Origin of the sequence: Brasilonema octagenarum UFV-OR1 (assembly GCF_963888615.1) — a bacterium.
GTDB classification, from domain to species: Bacteria; Cyanobacteriota; Cyanobacteriia; order Cyanobacteriales; family Nostocaceae; genus Brasilonema; species Brasilonema sennae.
The window spans coordinates 12,850-30,778 of sequence record NZ_CAWPKW010000093.1; the positions used below are offsets into that span (position 1 = coordinate 12,850).

Sequence of the window (17,929 nt, forward strand, 5' to 3'; positions counted from 1 at the left end):
TTCAGTGCTGATTTGCTGTGCAATCTGGCTGGTTATACCAAGGACTACGGGGAGTGGTGGGAGAATTTGCTATGAGGACGACTTCTCCTTTTTCGTTTATTATCCAACCAGTAGCTTCTATAATGGGTTTTGGTACGGTGGTTGTTGTTTTGTTGGGAACAGTTGGACTCTTGCGGTTATCACTGCTGGTATTGAGAGTAATTAAGTCTACTTGAACTGCATCAGTGTTGAGGACTTCGCCGGGGTTGGGGGGCAAGCCACCGCGTCCGGTGATAGTAAATTGGCTCTTAACTATAGGGTTGCCCTCAGTGCAGGTTTGGGCTACCTTGGTGTCAACTGGTACTGATGGCAAGTTGACTAAGCCACTGTTGGGGTCAATATTAGGTGTGTTAATTTGCACGGTGCCACTTAGCTCAGGACTTCCCCCAGTGGCGGTGATGTCACTATTGGAAGTAGGTGCATCCCGAAATTGTGTACCAAAGATACCAGTCGCATTGATTCGCACATTTCCGCCAAGAAAGTTAGCAGAGTTGGCGCTGATGTCACTATTTTTAAAACCAATGAGGAAATCAGTGTCAATATTAATGTTGCCGCCGATGACGTTTTCACCTGTTGCGTTGGTTCTGATGTTGCTATTGCGGCTCATTATTAAATATTGTGAGTTAATGTTAATTGTCGCCTGTTCCCTATTGAGGTCAATTTTAGCGCTGCGTGTGTTGGCGGTGAGTAAGGCGTTCTTGTCTAAACGGATAGAGCGAGCATTTAATGTCATGTTGCCTGCGGTTCCTGTCCCGAGACTCTGCACGTTTACTCCTGCTCCATCTAGCACTAGCAAGGTATTAGTTTTGATTGTCAAATCTCCCGCATCCCCTGTTGAATTTGGCTGTGCAGAAGCAAACAAGCCACTGCGAAACTGACCATCGGCGCTTCTACCAATCAGTTGCACATCAAAAGCATCGACCGTCAAATTTCCCCCCTTTCCAGAACCAAATGTACCCGCAGTCACTTGTGCTTCATCTCGCACTAGCAAGGTATTAGTTTTGATTGTCAAATCTCCCGCATTCCCTGTTGAGTCTGGTCCAGCTGAAGCAAACAAGCTACTGGAAACCCGATTATCAGCGCTTTCACCAATCAATTGCACATTAGAGGCATCGACCGTCAAATTTCCCCCCTTGCCTGAACCAAATGTACCAGCACCCATCTGTGCTCCATCTCGCACTAGCAAGGTATTAGTTTTCATCGTTAAGTCTCCCGCATCCCCTGTTGAGTTTAGGTTTGCTGAAGCAAACAAGCCACTGGAAAACTGACGATCAGCGCTTTCACCAATCAGTTGCACATCAGAGGCATCGACCGTCAAATTTCCCCCCTTGCCTGAACCAAATGTACCACCATTAACCACTGCCCCATCTCGCACTAGCAAGGTATTAGTTTTCATCGTCAAGTCTCCCGCATCCCCTGTTGAGTTTGGCTCTGCTGAAGCAAACAAGCCACTGAGAAAACCATCAGAGCTTGTACCAATCAGTTGCACGTCTTGGGCATCAACCCTCAAATTTCCTCCTTTGCCCACACCAAATGTCGCAACACCCACTTGTGCTCCACCCGAAACTTGTAATGTGCTAGCATTGATATTGACATTGCCTCCCTGTCCATTTGCTTGTGCTAGCACCTGATTAGAAATTTCACTCTTATTGTTAAGGTTTATTGCTGCAGTAGCATTAACTTCAATATTTCCCGCCTTACTATTATTAGAACCCAGTCTACTCTCTATGCCTGCTAAGAGGGAACTCTTGGCTGTCATCTTTAAATTCCGGGCATTAACTGCGATACTTCCACCATTGCCAGCACGAACATTTACAAGAGCGCCATTGCTCAGAAAAACATCGCTTCTTTCTACATTATCGGGAAAACTCAAACTCAGATTATTACCATTTCCATTCAACCCAATTGTTCCCGCATTTGCTAATCCACCTAACTCCACTGGCCCACCAAAAGCAAATAATCCTCCACCATCCATATTGATATCACCACCTACCAACAGCAAACTCTTGCCATCTGGTACGCGCAAACCCGTTGCTGTAAACTCAGAAGATGGATTGAAGCCGGAGTCAGCTATTGAGTTATTTTGGATAGATGCGGCACGAATTTGGTTAAATAGAAACGCAGAAGGATTAATCGTCAACAGCTCAGGAGTATTCGGATTCGTTGCGCTGAAAAAACCTTGATTGCCAAATTGAATTGCACTAGCTGTAGTCGCCACAAACGAACCGCCAATATCCAACCGCGCATTCTGACCAAAAATAATCCCCGACTGATTAATCAGAAATAGATTAGCTGTACCCAACGCACGAATCAACCCATCAATATTAGATACCGCCCCACCCGTTACCCGACTAATGATATTCTGAATATCCGTACTATTCTTAAAAAAAGCAGTACCGCCAGTAGGAACAGAAAACTCCCTAAAGCTGTGAAACAAGTTGCTTCCCGCTTGCGTTCCTCCAGTGATATTGAAGCTGCTTCTCTCTGTTTGGACACTGGAGTTATTAGGCAAAGTGCCATCAGGAATAACTTGAGCTACTGCACAATCTCCAAACAAAGAAAACACACCAGCGATTGGCAAAGCCAGTGTCCCTTGGGCGATCGCAATCCCTAACAAAGCGCCCCAACGAGTACTTATCTCCAACATTGCACCCCCCAAGAAAACAGCAGTTGCTCTTCAACGGTTACGCTGCACCAGTATCAAATCAGTCACATCTACTGGTCGTGAAAGTCACCTCTGCCTAATTTTCTGTTCAAGCGTACAAATTTTACACAAAATCGGCTATTTCTTTACAAAAATTCATCAATCTTTTGCTAAACAGACACGAAATTTAGCACTAGTGCTCACACAGCTTCAATCACGGTTATTTAACTACACAGAATATTACATCCAATTACCTAACAGAACGTAAGGTGCCCAATACATAGGACGTCTATACTTAGGATTCTGTAAAAGAGCTAACTGAGCGCGACGAAGCACCTCGGCTTTAGTTAGTTTCTTGTTTGCTAACTCTTGGTAAAATTTACTCATCAACACAGCAGTAGACTCATCATCCAAGTTCCACAGAGAAGCGATGGTACTACGTGCTCCTGCCTGAAAAGCGACACCAGCAATTCCTAATCCAGCCCGCTCATCCCCAGTAGCTGTTTGACAAGCACTCAGAATAAGTAATTCAATAGCTTCTGGTTTGTTTAACTCTACAGTTTGCACTAACTTATTCAAGTCCTTAACATAAATGCGTTCATCCCAAGCGACAATAAATGTCTCCTCAGCCAGTGAGCTAAATTGACCATGAGTTGCAAGATGAACGACTGGAAATGGTAGAGAATTCAGTTTGTTTTGCAAAGCTTTGCTCGTAAATTCTTGATCAAGAAGTATACTACTAGGTACTTGAGAGCGGATTTCGTTTAATTCACGCTTCACGTTATGTAGTGCAGAAAATCCGGAACGTGGTTCAGACAATCCTGCGGCTATTGTCTTTAATCCTTTGCGCAATGGTTTGGGATCAATTAGTTGCAAACCAGGGGTCAGTGCAATGCTATACTTCTCAATCAGATACTGTTTGCCATCGTAGAGAGCCGCCATTGGGATATTCCGCAAGGAACCATCCGGCACAAACACCAAAGTAGAGGTTTTACTCTCAGCCAAGGCAGCTTCAGCAGGTTTAATCAGCCAGCTGTAGACTTTTTGGGACAAGGACTGAACCTGTCGCAGTGTGTGGGGCTTTGATAAATTTTCCCGTAATTGTTTTAAAGTACTTTGTACTTCCTTTTCATCTACAGCAGTGGTGTAGTGCTGCAAGGATTTTTGCGGTAACTGGACGATGACCTCTAATCGGTCTGGCAAAATGAAAGGATAGATAACTGCTGCTGTTGTTGTTTGGTCTTCTTTTTTACTTTGAATCCGAGCATTTAAACAGGTGTTGCGAAAAAAGTTGTCAAGTTCTGCAACTTGCACCTGTTCTATTGTTTCGCTGGCTTTTTTGATATTTTCTTGACTTGGTTGGGAATTTCCCTCAGGTTGCAAAAGTAATTCTACTAACTCTCGATATACAGGTTCAACTTCATACCGAAAGGAAAATTTCACTTCAGGATTGACAGCAACTAAATCGTTACGTAAGTCTTGCAGGTTGTTAACTGCTTCTGTGTAAGCGGCGGTAGCCCCTTTCATATCTCCCTTGGCTTTCAGCAAACGTCCCAGTTGCCATTGCCATTGATAGACAATATCTTTAGCATCAATAGCTTGAGCAATCAGCAAGGCTTGCTGGGTGAGATTTTGGGCATCAGACTTCTGTTGGGTTTGTTCGTACACCCCTGCTAGAACACCAAGAGCATAAGATTCTGTGCGTTTGTCTTGCAAGCTTCTCGCTTGCTCAATTGCGGTTGACAGGTGTTGAGCAATATCCAACCATTCGGGAGTGTCTGCGGTGGTATCTTGTCTGAATCGTGTTAAACTCTGAGCAAAATTGATGCGAGCACAAATTGCTGTGCGACTGGGAGGTAAGTCGCCAAGTTGAGTTTGGATTTGGGATGACAACGCTGGGAAAGTTTTGAATTGCTTGATTTCCAGCAGTAGTCTTAGTTGATTGACTTGAGCTTGGATGCGCGTGGTAGGTGAGGTGGCAGTTTTTGCAGCTTTTTGATAAAAATCTATCGCTTCTTGGGTACGCTGTAAGGCACGAGCTGTGTTGCCTAGACTGAGTAGAATATCACCTGTTGCTTGCGTATCTGACAACGAATAAGCGACTTCTAAACTTTGCTGTAATATCTGTCGGGATTTTTCTAAATCTCCCGTGACTTGCAGGACATTACCGAGACTACGCAGTCCTATGACTTTAAGAGGCGAGTTGGGTTGGTTTTGCAGACTCTTGATACTTTCTTTTAACGTCTTCTCAGCTTGACGATAAAACCCTAAAGCTTGCAAAGCTTGCGCTTGATGAATGTGGTTACGAACAACTGCATCACCATATCCTATTTTTTTATAAATGTCAACTGATTGTCGCCAAGTATTTAGGGCATCTTCAGCTTTAGAAAGAGCCAACTGCAGACGACCTTGGATATCTAGAACTTGGGCTAGGATTTGGGAGTGCTCTAAAGTATTTCTATTTGATGAGGTTTTTAAGAGATTTCGACTTTGGGCGTGAAGCGAAGCTATCGCAAGGCGAATTGCACTTTCTGCATCAGTCCATTGTCCAAGTTGCTGATAAGCTAATGATAGATTGCCTAGTGTCATGGCAAGTCTGAGTTCATCCCCATTGGCTTTGAATGCAGAGATAGCCTGTTGCCATATTGCAGAAGCCTCAGCAAACCGTTCAGCTTTATAAAGTTTTCTGCCTTGTTCAAGCAAATTTTGGGCATTGGGTAAGGTTTGAACAGTGGAGTTTTTCTCCGTCATATGGGCGAAAGTAGGTGGCAATAATCCCGCGCCCAAGAACATAGCCAATAGCAGCAGTACACTTAAAAGGTGTTTGATTCTGCGAAATTTGGATTTTTTTCTGACCATGTTCTAGCCCTCATTTGCACCGCGTCCTTTAAAAATATACAGTGTAATTTGCTACATCAATGCTTATGCTGTTGATTGAATGCACGACAATCAGCTATCTTCTGCCAGGAACTGTGGGGCGTGATGGCGGTTGGATTTGCTGTCAGTACCACGTTGCCATCAGCATCAATCAGCCAACCAGTAGCTTCTACTATGCGATCTGGTGTTCGGCTAGTGGGATTTGTCGAAACTGTAGTAATAGAGCGTTTATCAACTTCTGGGTTGAGAGTAACCAAATTTACCTGCACTGCATCAGTGTTAAGGGGTTCGCCTGGGTTAGGGGGCAAGCCGCCGCGTCCGGTGATAGTAAATTGGCTTTTAACTATAGGGTTGCCCTCAGTGCAGGTTTGGGCTACCTTGGTGTCAACTGGTACTGATGGTAAGTTGACTAAGCCACTGTTGAGGTCAATCTCAGGTGTGTTGATTTGCACGGTACCACTTAGCTCAGGACTTCCCCCTGTGGCAGTGATATCACTATTGGGGGTAGATGCATTCCTAAATTGTGTACCAAAGATACCAGTCGCATTGATTCGCACATTTCCGCCACGGAAGTTAGCAGAATTGGCGCTGATGTCACTATTTTTAAAACCAATAAGGAAATCAGTGTAAATATTGATGTTGCCGCCGTTGACGTTTTCACCTGTTGCATTAGTGAAGATGTTGCTATTGCGACTCATTATCAAATCTTGTGAGTTAATGTTAATTGTCGCCTGTTCCCTATTCGGGACAACTTTAGCGCTGCGTGTGTTGGCGGTGAGTAAGGCATCATTATTTAAACGGATGGAGCGAGCGTTTAATGTCATATTGCCTGCGGTTCCATTTCCTTCACTGCTGCTGGATATTTCACCAAAGTTAGTGACTTGGAGCAACTTAGATGTGATATCTATTTCGCCCCCATCACCCACAGATCCAGTTTCCACAACGCTCTTGACTGCACTAGGCAAACTATTACTGCTCGCTCCATCAATTAAGATGTTATCAGTAGCAATAATCTTCACGTTTCCGGCATTTCCCTGTCCAAGGGTATTGGTGATCACCGCAGCACCGTTTGTTAAAGAAAGCGATCGCGTAAAGATATTGATATTACCCCCATTGCCTACCCCTTCCTGCAATCCCACTGAACTGTATGCACCACTCGATTGTCCCGATCCCTGGATAACATTTTTGCCCACACCATCAAAAGAAATAAAATCAGTGGCATTAATATTCACAGTACCTGCACTACCTCTGCCATCAATATCGGTAACTATTTGAGCGCCATTAGTAACGGAAAGCGATCGCGTATTAATATTAATGTTGCCCCCTTTGCCCACACCCCCCCTAGCCACTTCGCTGTAAATTCCACCCGGAAATCCTTTTCGATTCAGTCCATCTAAGGAAATAGAATCTGTAGCGTTAATCGTAATAGTGCCCGCATTTCCCTTTCCCAGAATACTTGCTGCCATGAAAGATCCATTACCAACAACTAAAGAGCCAGTGTTGATGTCAATATTGCCCCCATCACCTACAGCTTGACTATTCACCAGGCTGTAGGCTCCTCCTTCTGTTAAAAAGGAAACATTATCCCGTGCGTTGATGCTGATATTGCCTCCATTCCCAACTCCAAAGATGTCGCTACTGAGAATCGAGCCACTCACAACCGACAGGGAGCCTGTGGAGATATTGATGTTACCCCCATTACCCGTGCTTCCCCCTTCTAATTGGCTGAATATAAAACTTTCATCAGACAAAGAGACAGTATCACGAGCTTCTACATTCACATTGCCTGCATTTCCACGTCCTTTGCTGCTGCTAGCAAGCAATCGAGCATTATTGCTTAAGCGGAGCGAACCTGTCTTAATACGAACATCACCCCCATTTCCAAAACCTGCACCAAATTCAGGTACGCCTACGCTGCTAGTAGCGGTTCCTCGCTCGAACACCACTGAATCCCTGGCATCAATAGTTACGTTACCTGCATTCCCCTGACCCAAGGTGTTTGCTGTCAGAAAAGACCCATTCACCACAGAAAGTGATTTTGCCTGAATCCGAATATTGTTACCATTCCCGATTGCGTTTGGTTCTACAGTACTAAAGACCGCACCGCCATTTTGAAAAGAAACAGCATCGCGGGCTATTATATTCACACTACCAGCATTTCCCTTGCCAGTAGTCCAGGTTCTCAGTTGCGAGCCATTACTAACAGAAAGGGAACCTGTGTCCATGCTGATCTCACCACCATCACCCACACCTTCCCGTTCAACTTGGCTAAAAGCAAAAGCTCCATTTGTGAATTCAATCGTGTCACGGGCGTTAATTCTCAAATTTCCAGCATTTCCCTGACCAAAAGTACTGGTTTCAATTTTTCCGCCATTCGAGACAATCAGTGAGCCAGTTGTAATGTTAATGTCTCCAGCGTTACCCACACCATTCTCCAATACCACATTGGAGATCACGCCGCCATCAATATTTGTGACTTCTTTAGCATTAAATTCAATATTTCCACGCCTTCCTGTGGATAGCAGTTCTGAATCTATCCCCGCCTGCACTCTTGTACCAGATCCTGAAATATTTAATCTCTGTGCATTGACAGCAATGCTACCGTCACCTCTAGCACTGACGTTAACTTGGGCACCATTTGTCAGCAATACATCAGTTAACGATACTTCTTGGGGAAACGTTAAGCGTAGTTGACCATCATTAGCAGCTAGTCCGATGTTACCATTTCCCGCTACACCTCCCAACTCGACACGTCCTCCCGGAACTAGCAACTGCCCAGCATCAATACTCACATTACCACCAACAAGTGCTAGAGTCTTACCAGGAGTTACCTGTAAACTAGACTCTCGTACTTCGACACTGCTAGCATTATTTGCGTATTGCAATCCAGTCGGCACACTGATAGTCAGCAGTGGTGTAGCTTTGGGATCTGTAGCACTAAATTCAAACCCATCCGCAAATTTCATACTATTGGCAGATGTGGCAAAAAAAGAACCGCCAATATCTAACCGAGCATTCTGACCAAATATAATGCCGTTAGGATTAATCAAAAACAGATTTGCCGTACCTAAGCTACGAATTAACCCATCAATATTAGAAATAGAATTACCCGTTACCCGACTAATAATATTTTGAATATCTGCGGTATTGTTAAACAAAGCCGTGCTGTTAGTAGGGACAGAAAACTCCCTAAAGCTGTGAAACAAGTTGCTTCCCGCTTGCGTTCCTCCAGTGATATTGAAGCTGCTTCTCTCTGTTTGGACACTGGAGTTATTAGGCAAAGTGCCATCAGGAATAACTTGAGCTACTGCACAATCTCCAAACAAAGAAAACACACCAGCGATTGGCAAAGCCAGTGTCCCTTGGGCGATCGCAATCCCTAACAAAGCGCCCCAACGAGTACTTATCTCCAACATTGCACCCCCCAAGAAAACAGCAGTTGCTCTTCAACGGTTACGCTGCACCAGTATCAAATCAGTCACATCTACTGGTCGTGAAAGTCACCTCTGCCTAATTTTCTGTTCAAGCGTACAAATTTTACACAAAATCGGCTATTTCTTTACAAAAATTCATCAATCTTTTGCTAAACAGACACGAAATTTAGCACTAGTGCTCACACAGCTTCAATCACGGTTATTTAACTACACAGAATATTACATCCAATTACCTAACAGAACGTAAGGTGCCCAATACATAGGACGTCTATACTTAGGATTCTGTAAAAGAGCTAACTGAGCGCGACGAAGCACCTCGGCTTTAGTTAGTTTCTTGTTTGCTAACTCTTGGTAAAATTTACTCATCAACACAGCAGTAGACTCATCATCCAAGTTCCACAGAGAAGCGATGGTACTACGTGCTCCTGCCTGAAAAGCGACACCAGCAATTCCTAATCCAGCCCGCTCATCCCCAGTAGCTGTTTGACAAGCACTCAGAATAAGTAATTCAATAGCTTCTGGTTTGTTTAACTCTACAGTTTGCACTAACTTATTCAAGTCCTTAACATAAATGCGTTCATCCCAAGCGACAATAAATGTCTCCTCAGCCAGTGAGCTAAATTGACCATGAGTTGCAAGATGAACGACTGGAAATGGTAGAGAATTCAGTTTGTTTTGCAAAGCTTTGCTCGTAAATTCTTGATCAAGAAGTATACTACTAGGTACTTGAGAGCGGATTTCGTTTAATTCACGCTTCACGTTATGTAGTGCAGAAAATCCGGAACGTGGTTCAGACAATCCTGCGGCTATTGTCTTTAATCCTTTGCGCAATGGTTTGGGATCAATTAGTTGCAAACCAGGGGTCAGTGCAATGCTATACTTCTCAATCAGATACTGTTTGCCATCGTAGAGAGCCGCCATTGGGATATTCCGCAAGGAACCATCCGGCACAAACACCAAAGTAGAGGTTTTACTCTCAGCCAAGGCAGCTTCAGCAGGTTTAATCAGCCAGCTGTAGACTTTTTGGGACAAGGACTGAACCTGTCGCAGTGTGTGGGGCTTTGATAAATTTTCCCGTAATTGTTTTACAGCAATTTTCAGGTAAGGGACTTCCAAAAAATAAATTATGCCATTATCAATAATGATAATCATTACCTATGGGGAGGTGAAGTGGCTGCCGTCGGCAGCCCCTTCACCCCCTTTTGTAGTAATTTGAATAATGACTTAGGTTTTTGAGTGTGACAAACGGTGTCTATAGTCTTAACTGATTCTCTAAAAAAGTTGTTGATTGAAACTGCATTTCAGCTTCATGGTGCGGCTAAACGTAAATTTATGGCACAAACAGTCGTGAAATTAGGTTTTGGGGGACAAAGGTTAGCACAACGAGAGTTGGCATGGAATCGAGACACAATTCGTAAAGGAATTAAAGAACTAACAACTGGCATTACTTGTGTTGATAATTACTCCGGTAAAGGACGCAAGAAAGCAGAGGAACATCTGATTACTCTTTTAGAAGATATAAAAAATATAGTGGATCAAGAAAGCCAAATTGACCCGAGTTTTAAAACTAGAAGATTGTATACTCGATTGACTGCTGCACAAGTGAGAAAGCAGCTAATAGAAAAGTACGGTTATAGTGACGAACTTTTACCCACATCAGAAACGATTCGAGTCAAATTAAATGATTTAGGTTACAACCTCAGACGAGTGAAGAAAGTTTTACCTCAAAAAAAATTCCTCAAACCTCAGCAATCTTTGAGGAATTAGCAATCGTTAATCAAAATGCGGACTCAGATCCAAGTATTTTACGCTTAAGTCTAGATGCCAAGGCTCGTGTCAACATTGGTACATTTGACCTAGGCGGTAGAAACAGAGTAAAAACCGAAACTTTTGACCATGATTTTCAACCGAAAACTACCGTAACTCCTTATGGTATATTCATGCCAAAGTTTGACGAATTGTTCTTATACTTTACAGAGTCAAAAGTCACAAGTGATTTTATAGTTGATGTTTGAGAGGACTTTTGGTTGGGAGAGAGACATCGTTTTTCTCAGGTTGAAACACTAGTTCTCAATCAAGATAATGGCGGCGAGAATAGTTCTCGCCGCACCCAGTTTATGAAACCTATAGTAGAGTTTGCCCACAAGTACTCACTAAACATACGTTTAGCGTATTATCCTCCATATCATAGTAAATATAACCCCATCGAGAGAACATGGGCAGTATTGGAAAATCATTGGAATGGCAGCATTTTAGATGAAGTAGAGACGGCTTTAAACTTTGCTAAGACTATGAAATGGAAAGGTAAAAATCCAGTGGTTAAGCTAATTCATAAAACCTATGAGACTGGGGTAAAGCTGACAAAAAAAGCTATGTCTCAAATTGAAAAACAAATCGAACGCTTAACCAATTCTACTCATGAACTTTATCCTAATTTGGGGAATTGGTTTATTGATATCTGTTTTGGGAAAATTTAATTAGTTTGGCAAAAGCATTTATCAAGTTCTAAATCATATTCAATCATCACTATTTCACTTTTCCACAAAGGACTCTTGTGTTAACTCTTCATGACTAATTGAGGGGGGAGAAAGGGTTGCCGTCGGCAACCCTTTCTCCTCCCTCATAATGATTATCATTATGATAAAAATGCTGTCTTTTGTTTTTTTTGGAATATTTTATTCTTTGGAAGTCCCTAAAGTCCAGACATTAGCGAACGCACCATCTGACGAGGGTTGAAAAAAATCGGATTCACGCGAAAAAAAAGACTTATGGCTACCGTGAACGGGATGAGGACAAACGGCGGAAGTTGCTCAAACAGCTAGCCGCAGTTGAGCGTGAGTTAATTGTGTATGCCGACGAAGCTGGCATGGATCAGCCGGAGGACTATGGTTACGGCTACAGTCCCCAAGGAAAACGGTTCTATGATCTCAAATCGGGTCGGAGAACGGGGCGAGTTAATATGATTGCGGCGTTGTGTGCTAAGCAGTTGCTTGCCCCATTCACAATTGAGGGGGCTTGCAACCGCCAGGTTTTTGAAACCTGGTTAGAAACATGCCTGATTCCAACATGAAAACCAGGGCAGAAGCTGGTGATCGACAACGCCACTTTTCACAAGGGTGGACGTATTGAGCAATTAGTGCAGGCTGCTGGTTCGTAGTCGCGTACTTCCCACCTTACTCTCCTGACTTGAACAAGATTGAACCGTGCTGGTCTTGGCTCAAAAGTCCCATCCGCAAGCAACTAGAGGACTTCCCTACCTTGCGGGCAGCGATGGAGCATATTCTGAGCTTAGCGTCCTAACCAACCTGGCGCTTGCTATAATACCAAATTGCGTTCAACACCTCACCTTTGCCCCTACCGTGCACACACATCTCCCTGAAAACCTCACCTTCGCTTTTTGCTACGCTAAAATCTTTCTCTTTCCTTTCTTTCCCTCTCCTTAATAAGGAGAGGGATGCCCGATAGGGCAGGGTGAGGTCTTTCAATAAGGAGAGGGATGCCCGATAGGGCAGGGTGAGGTAAACACGTATGAATGCAACCCGCGTATAAATTTTAAATCCAATGACTCAACCCATTATTTGGATACACGGAGACTGTCTAAGTCCGCGAAACCCCGCACTCGAAGAATATCCCGAAGCACCCGCCATCTGGGTTTGGGACGATGCTTTAATAGAAGAATGGCAACTGAGTTTGAAACGCCTTGCCTTTATCTACGAATGCTTGTTAGAATTACCTGTTGTGATTCGCCGTGGCGATGTTGCAAAAGAAGTTTTAGCCTTTGCCAAAGAGCATAATACCAACAAAGTCGTGACAGCAAACAGTCCTAGTCCCCGGTTTGATGCTATCTGTGATGAAATTGAGCGTTCTGTAGAACTAGAAGTCTTTGAAGTAAAACCGTTTTTTGATTACGACGGCTATATTGACCTCAAGCGCTTCTCCCGCTACTGGAAAGTTGCCCAAAAGTATGTGTTTGATTAGACTTGCAGGACAGAATTTGTAGCGATTTTTTACAAGTTCTGGAGCATGGGTGAGTTGAGTTCAACAGAACGCAACTGAGTATTATTTGAAGCAATGAATCATCTTGAATTGGGTGCAAAAGCTTGATCATTCTTGGTCGGTATTTTAATTTCTCTCAACTTGTAAACCTCACCAACCCCATCTTTAATGGAAACTCTGCTCAATCGCCACATCTAGAAAGTTACCTGTATTTTCCCGTAAAGAAGTATCTACTCCTTTATCCATAGATGCAGTGTTAGAAATGACACACATTGAACTTGCATAAAAAATTGTAGTATAACAAAGAACAACAATTGTGCCGATAGTTATGGATATAGTAGTCAGATATACAAATTTTTTGTTCAAAGCTTTGGAAAACATCAAGAATGCCCTTTGAAGAGAAGAGTGTATATCGGGAAAATGATGTTTCAGCTAATGTAACATTAGCTGAAACATCGCCTAAGATGGATCGTGCTAAACATACATCATCCTATGAAATGACCGTATTGGATGATTTCTGAAAAATTTTTAAAATACGGATATCAGACCAACACAAATAACAAACAGCTATTTGTAAAGTAGCTAATCAAATTTATTGAAGCTAGAGAGAAAAGTCATGATTTTAGTATGACTTGAGTCACATTTTGATGAGAAAATTATACTATAGTATCTTTCTTTAGACGAAAAAGTGACTTTAAATACTTAAAAATAACGAAAATATGATTCCAATTTCAACTCTTTTTATCGGGCTTAATGGTTTGATTGCTCTTTTGCTCACCTACATTGTGATGATGGAACGAACAAGAACAAGGCTGTGGCATGGTGAGTCAAAGGAAGATGTGGCGAAACAACGCGATCCGCTGATAAATCCAAATGTTGTTGCAGCTACAGTCGAAAAGTTACCGACAAAAATTATTCCTGATAAAGTTGAAGACTAGTACAGCACGGCGTAAATAAACCAAGTATTAGACAGCTAACACTTTACCCTTATATGTCCACTGAAAAGGTTTAGCCATTGTTTTATTAAAGTAGTCGATAAATTCAAGAATTCGGGTTTTTAGGTCATCCTGACTCTTGAAGCTAGCACGCTGAAGTAACTTACGAACCAAAATACTGAACCAAATTTCAATCTGGTTGAGCCAAGAAGAGTGTTTAGGGGTGTAATGGAAAACAATTCGATGTGTTTTGTCACTTAAAAAAGCAGCACGGGATTTCATGGATTTGAGTATTCCCCTTTTTCCTTTAATACCCAGATCGATATTCAAACCTTCTTTTTCTGCAACCAAACGAACCAGCGATTCAGACTGATGCGTATTCAGACAATCCATGATTAGATGCCATTTTTTAGCATTGGGTTCACTTTCAATGATTCGACGAATATTGAGAACAAAATCAACTTCTGTTCGAGAATCTCCACAAGTAGGCTCGATAATCTTACCAGTAGCGACATCAAAATTAGCAATTAAACTCTGTGTACCGTGACGAATATACTCAAACTCCCTTCTTTCAACTTTACCAGGTCGCATCGGTAAATCTTTTTCTAGACGCTCTGTAGCTTGAATACCCGTCATTTCATCAATTGATATTGTACGCTCTGCGTTTTGATAACGTTCAATCGCACTTATGTATAAACCAGTAATATCTTCAACTTTTACGTCAAATTCTTCGTCCTTAGGGGGGGGTTAACCAGTAACTACTCTGGTGGGGTTTAAGTTCTGCCTCTTCTAGTAATCTTCCAACATGGCGGACAGATATGCTTTCAATAATCCCTTGCTTTATAATTTCGTCTGCTAGTTCTCTTGGTGTCCAATGACTTATTGGTCGTCCGTAGTCTTCGGGTTTTGAACATGCAAGGGCAAACAGTTTGATTACTTGCTCCATACTAAATTTTACTGGTGCCCCAATACGCTCCGAATCTCGTAGTCTCTCAAAAGTAGGCAACTTTTTATCGCTAGTTTTAAACCATCGGTTTCGCCATAAACGAGCCATATCCAGACTTATATTTAATGTTCGAGCAATTTCGCCATTATTTTTCCCCTCTGACGCTAGAAGAATTATTTTTGCACGTAGTACTATTTGTTGCCCTGTATTGTGTCGGTTTACCAACTCTTGCAGTTCTGAGCGATCGCCATCGCTTAAGTTTAATTGTTTTGGAGCTAATCCTGCCACATCCTAATTCTCCGCTTCTCAGCAAAAACTACTTTTAATCTAATTACTCATTCTCCCACAGTAATACCTGGTTAACTTACGCCGTGCTGTACTAGGAATTGGGCAATTGTTGTTGGGATTAATCACTATGAAAACCTGCGCTCGCTAAACTTTGCCAAGCGAGATGCTTCTGTCATGGCAACTTGGTTTGAACAAGAAGCCAGGTTTGATCAAGTTTTCGTTTTTACTGACGATTCTCCCCCAATTCCAGCCAATCCGCCAATTCCCACTCAACCGACTTTCGGACACTTACGGCGATTTTTACGGGCACAATTTGATAATCTTGAATCTCCTTTATTAAAACCAGAAGATAATTTATGGTTTTTCTTTGCAGGTCATGGCAATCGATATAAAGATAAAGATTATTTAATGTTCTCGGACAGTGACCCAGGTGATGTAGAACATACAGCAATCCCTGTTGATTATATCACCCAAAGATTGCGCCGCAGTGGCGCTGATAATGTGGTGTTATTTTTGGATGCTTGCCGAGATGAAACTAGTCGGGGAGGATTAGGAATTGGTCAACAAAGATATCCGGGAGTCATTACCTTTTATTCCTGCACAGCTAACCAAAAGTCTTGGGAAATTGATGAATTACAACATGGTTCATTTACCCATTCGCTATTACAAGGTTTGCGAATTCAAGGAGAAGCTAATTGTGCGACGGTAGAGCGTCTAGAACAATATTTACGTTATCAAGTTCCTGAGTTGAATGCTCGCTATAAAAAGCCTGCACAAAATCCTTATCTCCAGGCAGAACCGCCCTACAAAATGTATTTCATTTTATTAGAACAAACTGCCACACTTAGAGATGTAGAACCGTTGAAGTATCAAGCATCTCAAGCTGAAAACAAGGGTGATTTCTTATTAGCAAAACAATTATGGGTGAGAGTTTTGGCTGTATCCCGTGGTGATTGGGATGCTGTTGATGCTATTGAAAGGATTGCTGTGCGTCAGCGAGGAAACTTTGAACCGAGAAGCTCAACTATCGTATGCTGCGTGGTGGTTCTTGGGGCAACGGTCCCGGGTACTGCCGTTCGGCGTTTCGCTACTACCTCGTTGCGGTCGGCTGGGACAACTTCAGTGGTTTTCGCGTTGCGTGTTCTGCCGCGTGAACTCTTTAGCCCTTTATACTTTTATTCTTTTTCCCTTTACCCTTCTTTTCTTTTCTCTTTTTGAGTGTAGCGTAAGCGCAAAGCGCACGCTAAGAGCGAACGCGCAGCGTATCCCCTTGGGACTCAGCGGAACGATCTAATTTTTTTTGCCAAACCGCTGTTTTTTTATTTGCTTGTTTTAGGGTAGTGTTACGCAGAGCGTATCAACCAGTAAATTATCCTCTCCAGAAACCGCTACTTTTGTCTTCGATTTCAAAAGTTTGTAGTTGATTGACTTTTTTGGTTGATTACTTTGTCCTGCACTCACATACTTGATTGCGAGATTAATGGTATTTTATTTTTGCACAAACTCCTTTATCGCAATCGCGATGCAAGCTATGACACTCAATTTATATTTACTGCGACATGGAGAAACTACTTTTAGTCAAAGTGGTGAATTCTGTGGTGAAACTGATGCACAGTTGACATCCGAAGGGATGCAGATGGCATCCAGTTTTGCCGATGTTTATCACAAATTGAAGTGGGAAGCCGTTTATGTTAGCCCGATGAAGCGCACAATTGCAACTGCTAAACCATTTTGTGATGCTATCGGTATGGATATGCAGTTGCGTGACGGACTTAGAGAAGGTAGTTACGGCGAATGGGAAACTAAGAGTAAATCGTTTGCCCAAGAGAATTATGCAGAAAACTATGTAAAATGGTTGACAGAACCGGCTTGGAATGCGCCATTAGGTGGAGAAACTGCGGTAGATATTGCTAACCGTTCTATGCCTGTAATTGCTGAGATTCAAGAAAAACATCCCCAAGGTAATGTTTTAGTAGTATCCCATAAAGCCACGATTCGGATTCTGCTTTGCAGTTTACTAGGAATAGATTTGGGACGCTATCGCTATCGGGTGAATATTTTGGTCGCGTCGGTAAGTATGGTTAAATTTGACGTTAATGGTCCTCTTTTAGAAATATTAGGCGATCGCCATCATATACCCGATCATATTCGCTCTCGTCCGGGAACATAATACTCGCTTGGGAGAAACAGCGATCGGCAAGTACGGGCGAGTGTAAACTGGCGCTTTAAAACAAAGGACGCACGGAATAAATTTGAACGATTATATCCTTCTGTTTATCAAATGTTCCTGAGCGACCAAACAATTCAAAATTCAAAATTCGCTCGTTCAAAAACCAAGAAAGAAATAATTTTGAAATTAACAACTGGGGTGCGAGCCCCAATATTAGATATGGAAAAAGTAAAAAGCAAAGCATCCTTGTTTCAAGCCCCTAACTTTAGTTATGGGGTTCTTAATTTTGAATTTTGAATTTTGTTAGCGCAGCGGGACGCAGTCCATTTTGAATTGTTTCGTCCCTTTGTCTGCTTGGGGAATACTTCAACCTTGAGGTGACAATAAAATTGCTGAATAAAAAACCTACTGAGGTGAAAAAGACAACTGCCCACACTATTAGTTGCGTTAACAAGCGCAACAAAAATTCTCGTAAATATCCAACTTCACTAAACCAGAAAATTTCTGCTCCTAGGTGGCAAGTTAAATTAAAAAACAGCCATAGACCCAACAGCAGGATAATTAGTCGATACCCTTGTTTGAATAAGACACCAACCATTG

At 42.5% G+C, this 17,929-nt stretch carries 11 protein-coding genes and 2 pseudogenes; 6 read left to right on the plus strand and 7 right to left on the minus strand.

Annotated elements, in window-relative coordinates:
- Nucleotide 1: 1 nt before the first annotated feature.
- The 4 genes from AC5590_RS07030 to AC5590_RS07045 form a co-directional block, all read right to left on the minus strand.
- Entirely contained in the window at nucleotides 2-2,686 is a 2,685-nt protein-coding gene (locus tag AC5590_RS07030) for a two-partner secretion domain-containing protein (protein WP_169263465.1), read from the minus strand.
- Between the two features lie 237 nt (nucleotides 2,687-2,923).
- Nucleotides 2,924-5,542 carry a CHAT domain-containing protein gene (locus AC5590_RS07035; RefSeq protein ID WP_169263466.1) on the minus strand — a complete coding sequence of 873 codons (2,619 nt, stop codon included), beginning with the start codon at nucleotides 5,540-5,542 and terminating at the stop codon, nucleotides 2,924-2,926.
- A 56-nt stretch (nucleotides 5,543-5,598) separates the two neighbouring features.
- Complete coding sequence (locus AC5590_RS07040; RefSeq protein ID WP_169263467.1) at nucleotides 5,599-8,976, minus strand: two-partner secretion domain-containing protein; 3,378 nt, start codon at nucleotides 8,974-8,976, stop codon at nucleotides 5,599-5,601.
- Nucleotides 8,977-9,213: 237 nt separating this feature from the next.
- Entirely contained in the window at nucleotides 9,214-10,146 is a 933-nt protein-coding gene (locus AC5590_RS07045; RefSeq protein WP_248277143.1) for a CHAT domain-containing protein, read from the minus strand.
- A gap of 180 nt (nucleotides 10,147-10,326) precedes the next feature.
- On the opposite strand from AC5590_RS07045, the pseudogene AC5590_RS07050 reads away from it, so the two are divergent.
- The 4 genes and pseudogenes from AC5590_RS07050 to AC5590_RS07065 all read left to right on the plus strand — a co-directional run bounded on the left by AC5590_RS07050 (nucleotide 10,327) and on the right by AC5590_RS07065 (nucleotide 13,928).
- Nucleotides 10,327-11,471: pseudogene (locus tag AC5590_RS07050) on the plus strand (ISAzo13 family transposase).
- Nucleotides 11,472-11,696: 225 nt separating this feature from the next.
- A pseudogene (locus AC5590_RS07055) lies at nucleotides 11,697-12,294 on the plus strand (IS630 family transposase); the annotation flags it as partial.
- 261 nt (nucleotides 12,295-12,555) lie between these two features.
- On the plus strand, nucleotides 12,556-12,972 hold the full coding sequence (locus AC5590_RS07060; RefSeq protein WP_169263470.1) for a hypothetical protein: 417 nt from the start codon (nucleotides 12,556-12,558) through the stop codon (nucleotides 12,970-12,972).
- Nucleotides 12,973-13,709: 737 nt separating this feature from the next.
- Nucleotides 13,710-13,928 carry an MAPEG family protein gene (locus AC5590_RS07065; protein WP_211178286.1) on the plus strand — a complete coding sequence of 73 codons (219 nt, stop codon included), beginning with the start codon at nucleotides 13,710-13,712 and terminating at the stop codon, nucleotides 13,926-13,928.
- Between the two features lie 27 nt (nucleotides 13,929-13,955).
- On the opposite strand, the gene AC5590_RS07070 is transcribed toward AC5590_RS07065, so the two are convergent.
- Together AC5590_RS07070 and AC5590_RS07075 are read right to left on the minus strand one after the other, a co-directional pair.
- Nucleotides 13,956-14,630 (minus strand): transposase, encoded by a 675-nt coding sequence (locus AC5590_RS07070; protein WP_256379389.1) that lies wholly within the window; start codon nucleotides 14,628-14,630, stop codon nucleotides 13,956-13,958.
- A gap of 31 nt (nucleotides 14,631-14,661) precedes the next feature.
- A complete protein-coding gene (locus AC5590_RS07075; RefSeq protein WP_169263472.1) occupies nucleotides 14,662-15,159 on the minus strand; it encodes a helix-turn-helix domain-containing protein in 498 nt (165 codons plus the stop codon).
- Nucleotides 15,160-15,264: 105 nt separating this feature from the next.
- Here AC5590_RS07075 and AC5590_RS07080 point away from each other — a divergent pair, with 105 nt between their 5' ends.
- Both AC5590_RS07080 and AC5590_RS07085 read left to right on the plus strand, forming a co-directional pair.
- On the plus strand, nucleotides 15,265-16,377 hold the full coding sequence (locus AC5590_RS07080; protein ID WP_256379410.1) for a caspase family protein: 1,113 nt from the start codon (nucleotides 15,265-15,267) through the stop codon (nucleotides 16,375-16,377).
- Between the two features lie 313 nt (nucleotides 16,378-16,690).
- Nucleotides 16,691-17,329, plus strand: coding sequence for a histidine phosphatase family protein (locus AC5590_RS07085; RefSeq protein WP_169263518.1), 639 nt, complete (start codon nucleotides 16,691-16,693; stop codon nucleotides 17,327-17,329).
- Nucleotides 17,330-17,609: 280 nt separating this feature from the next.
- Here AC5590_RS07085 and AC5590_RS07090 read toward each other — a convergent pair whose 3' ends face one another.
- On the minus strand, nucleotides 17,610-17,927 hold the full coding sequence (locus AC5590_RS07090) for a UPF0182 family protein (protein WP_169263519.1): 318 nt from the start codon (nucleotides 17,925-17,927) through the stop codon (nucleotides 17,610-17,612).
- Nucleotides 17,928-17,929: the final 2 nt, after the last annotated feature.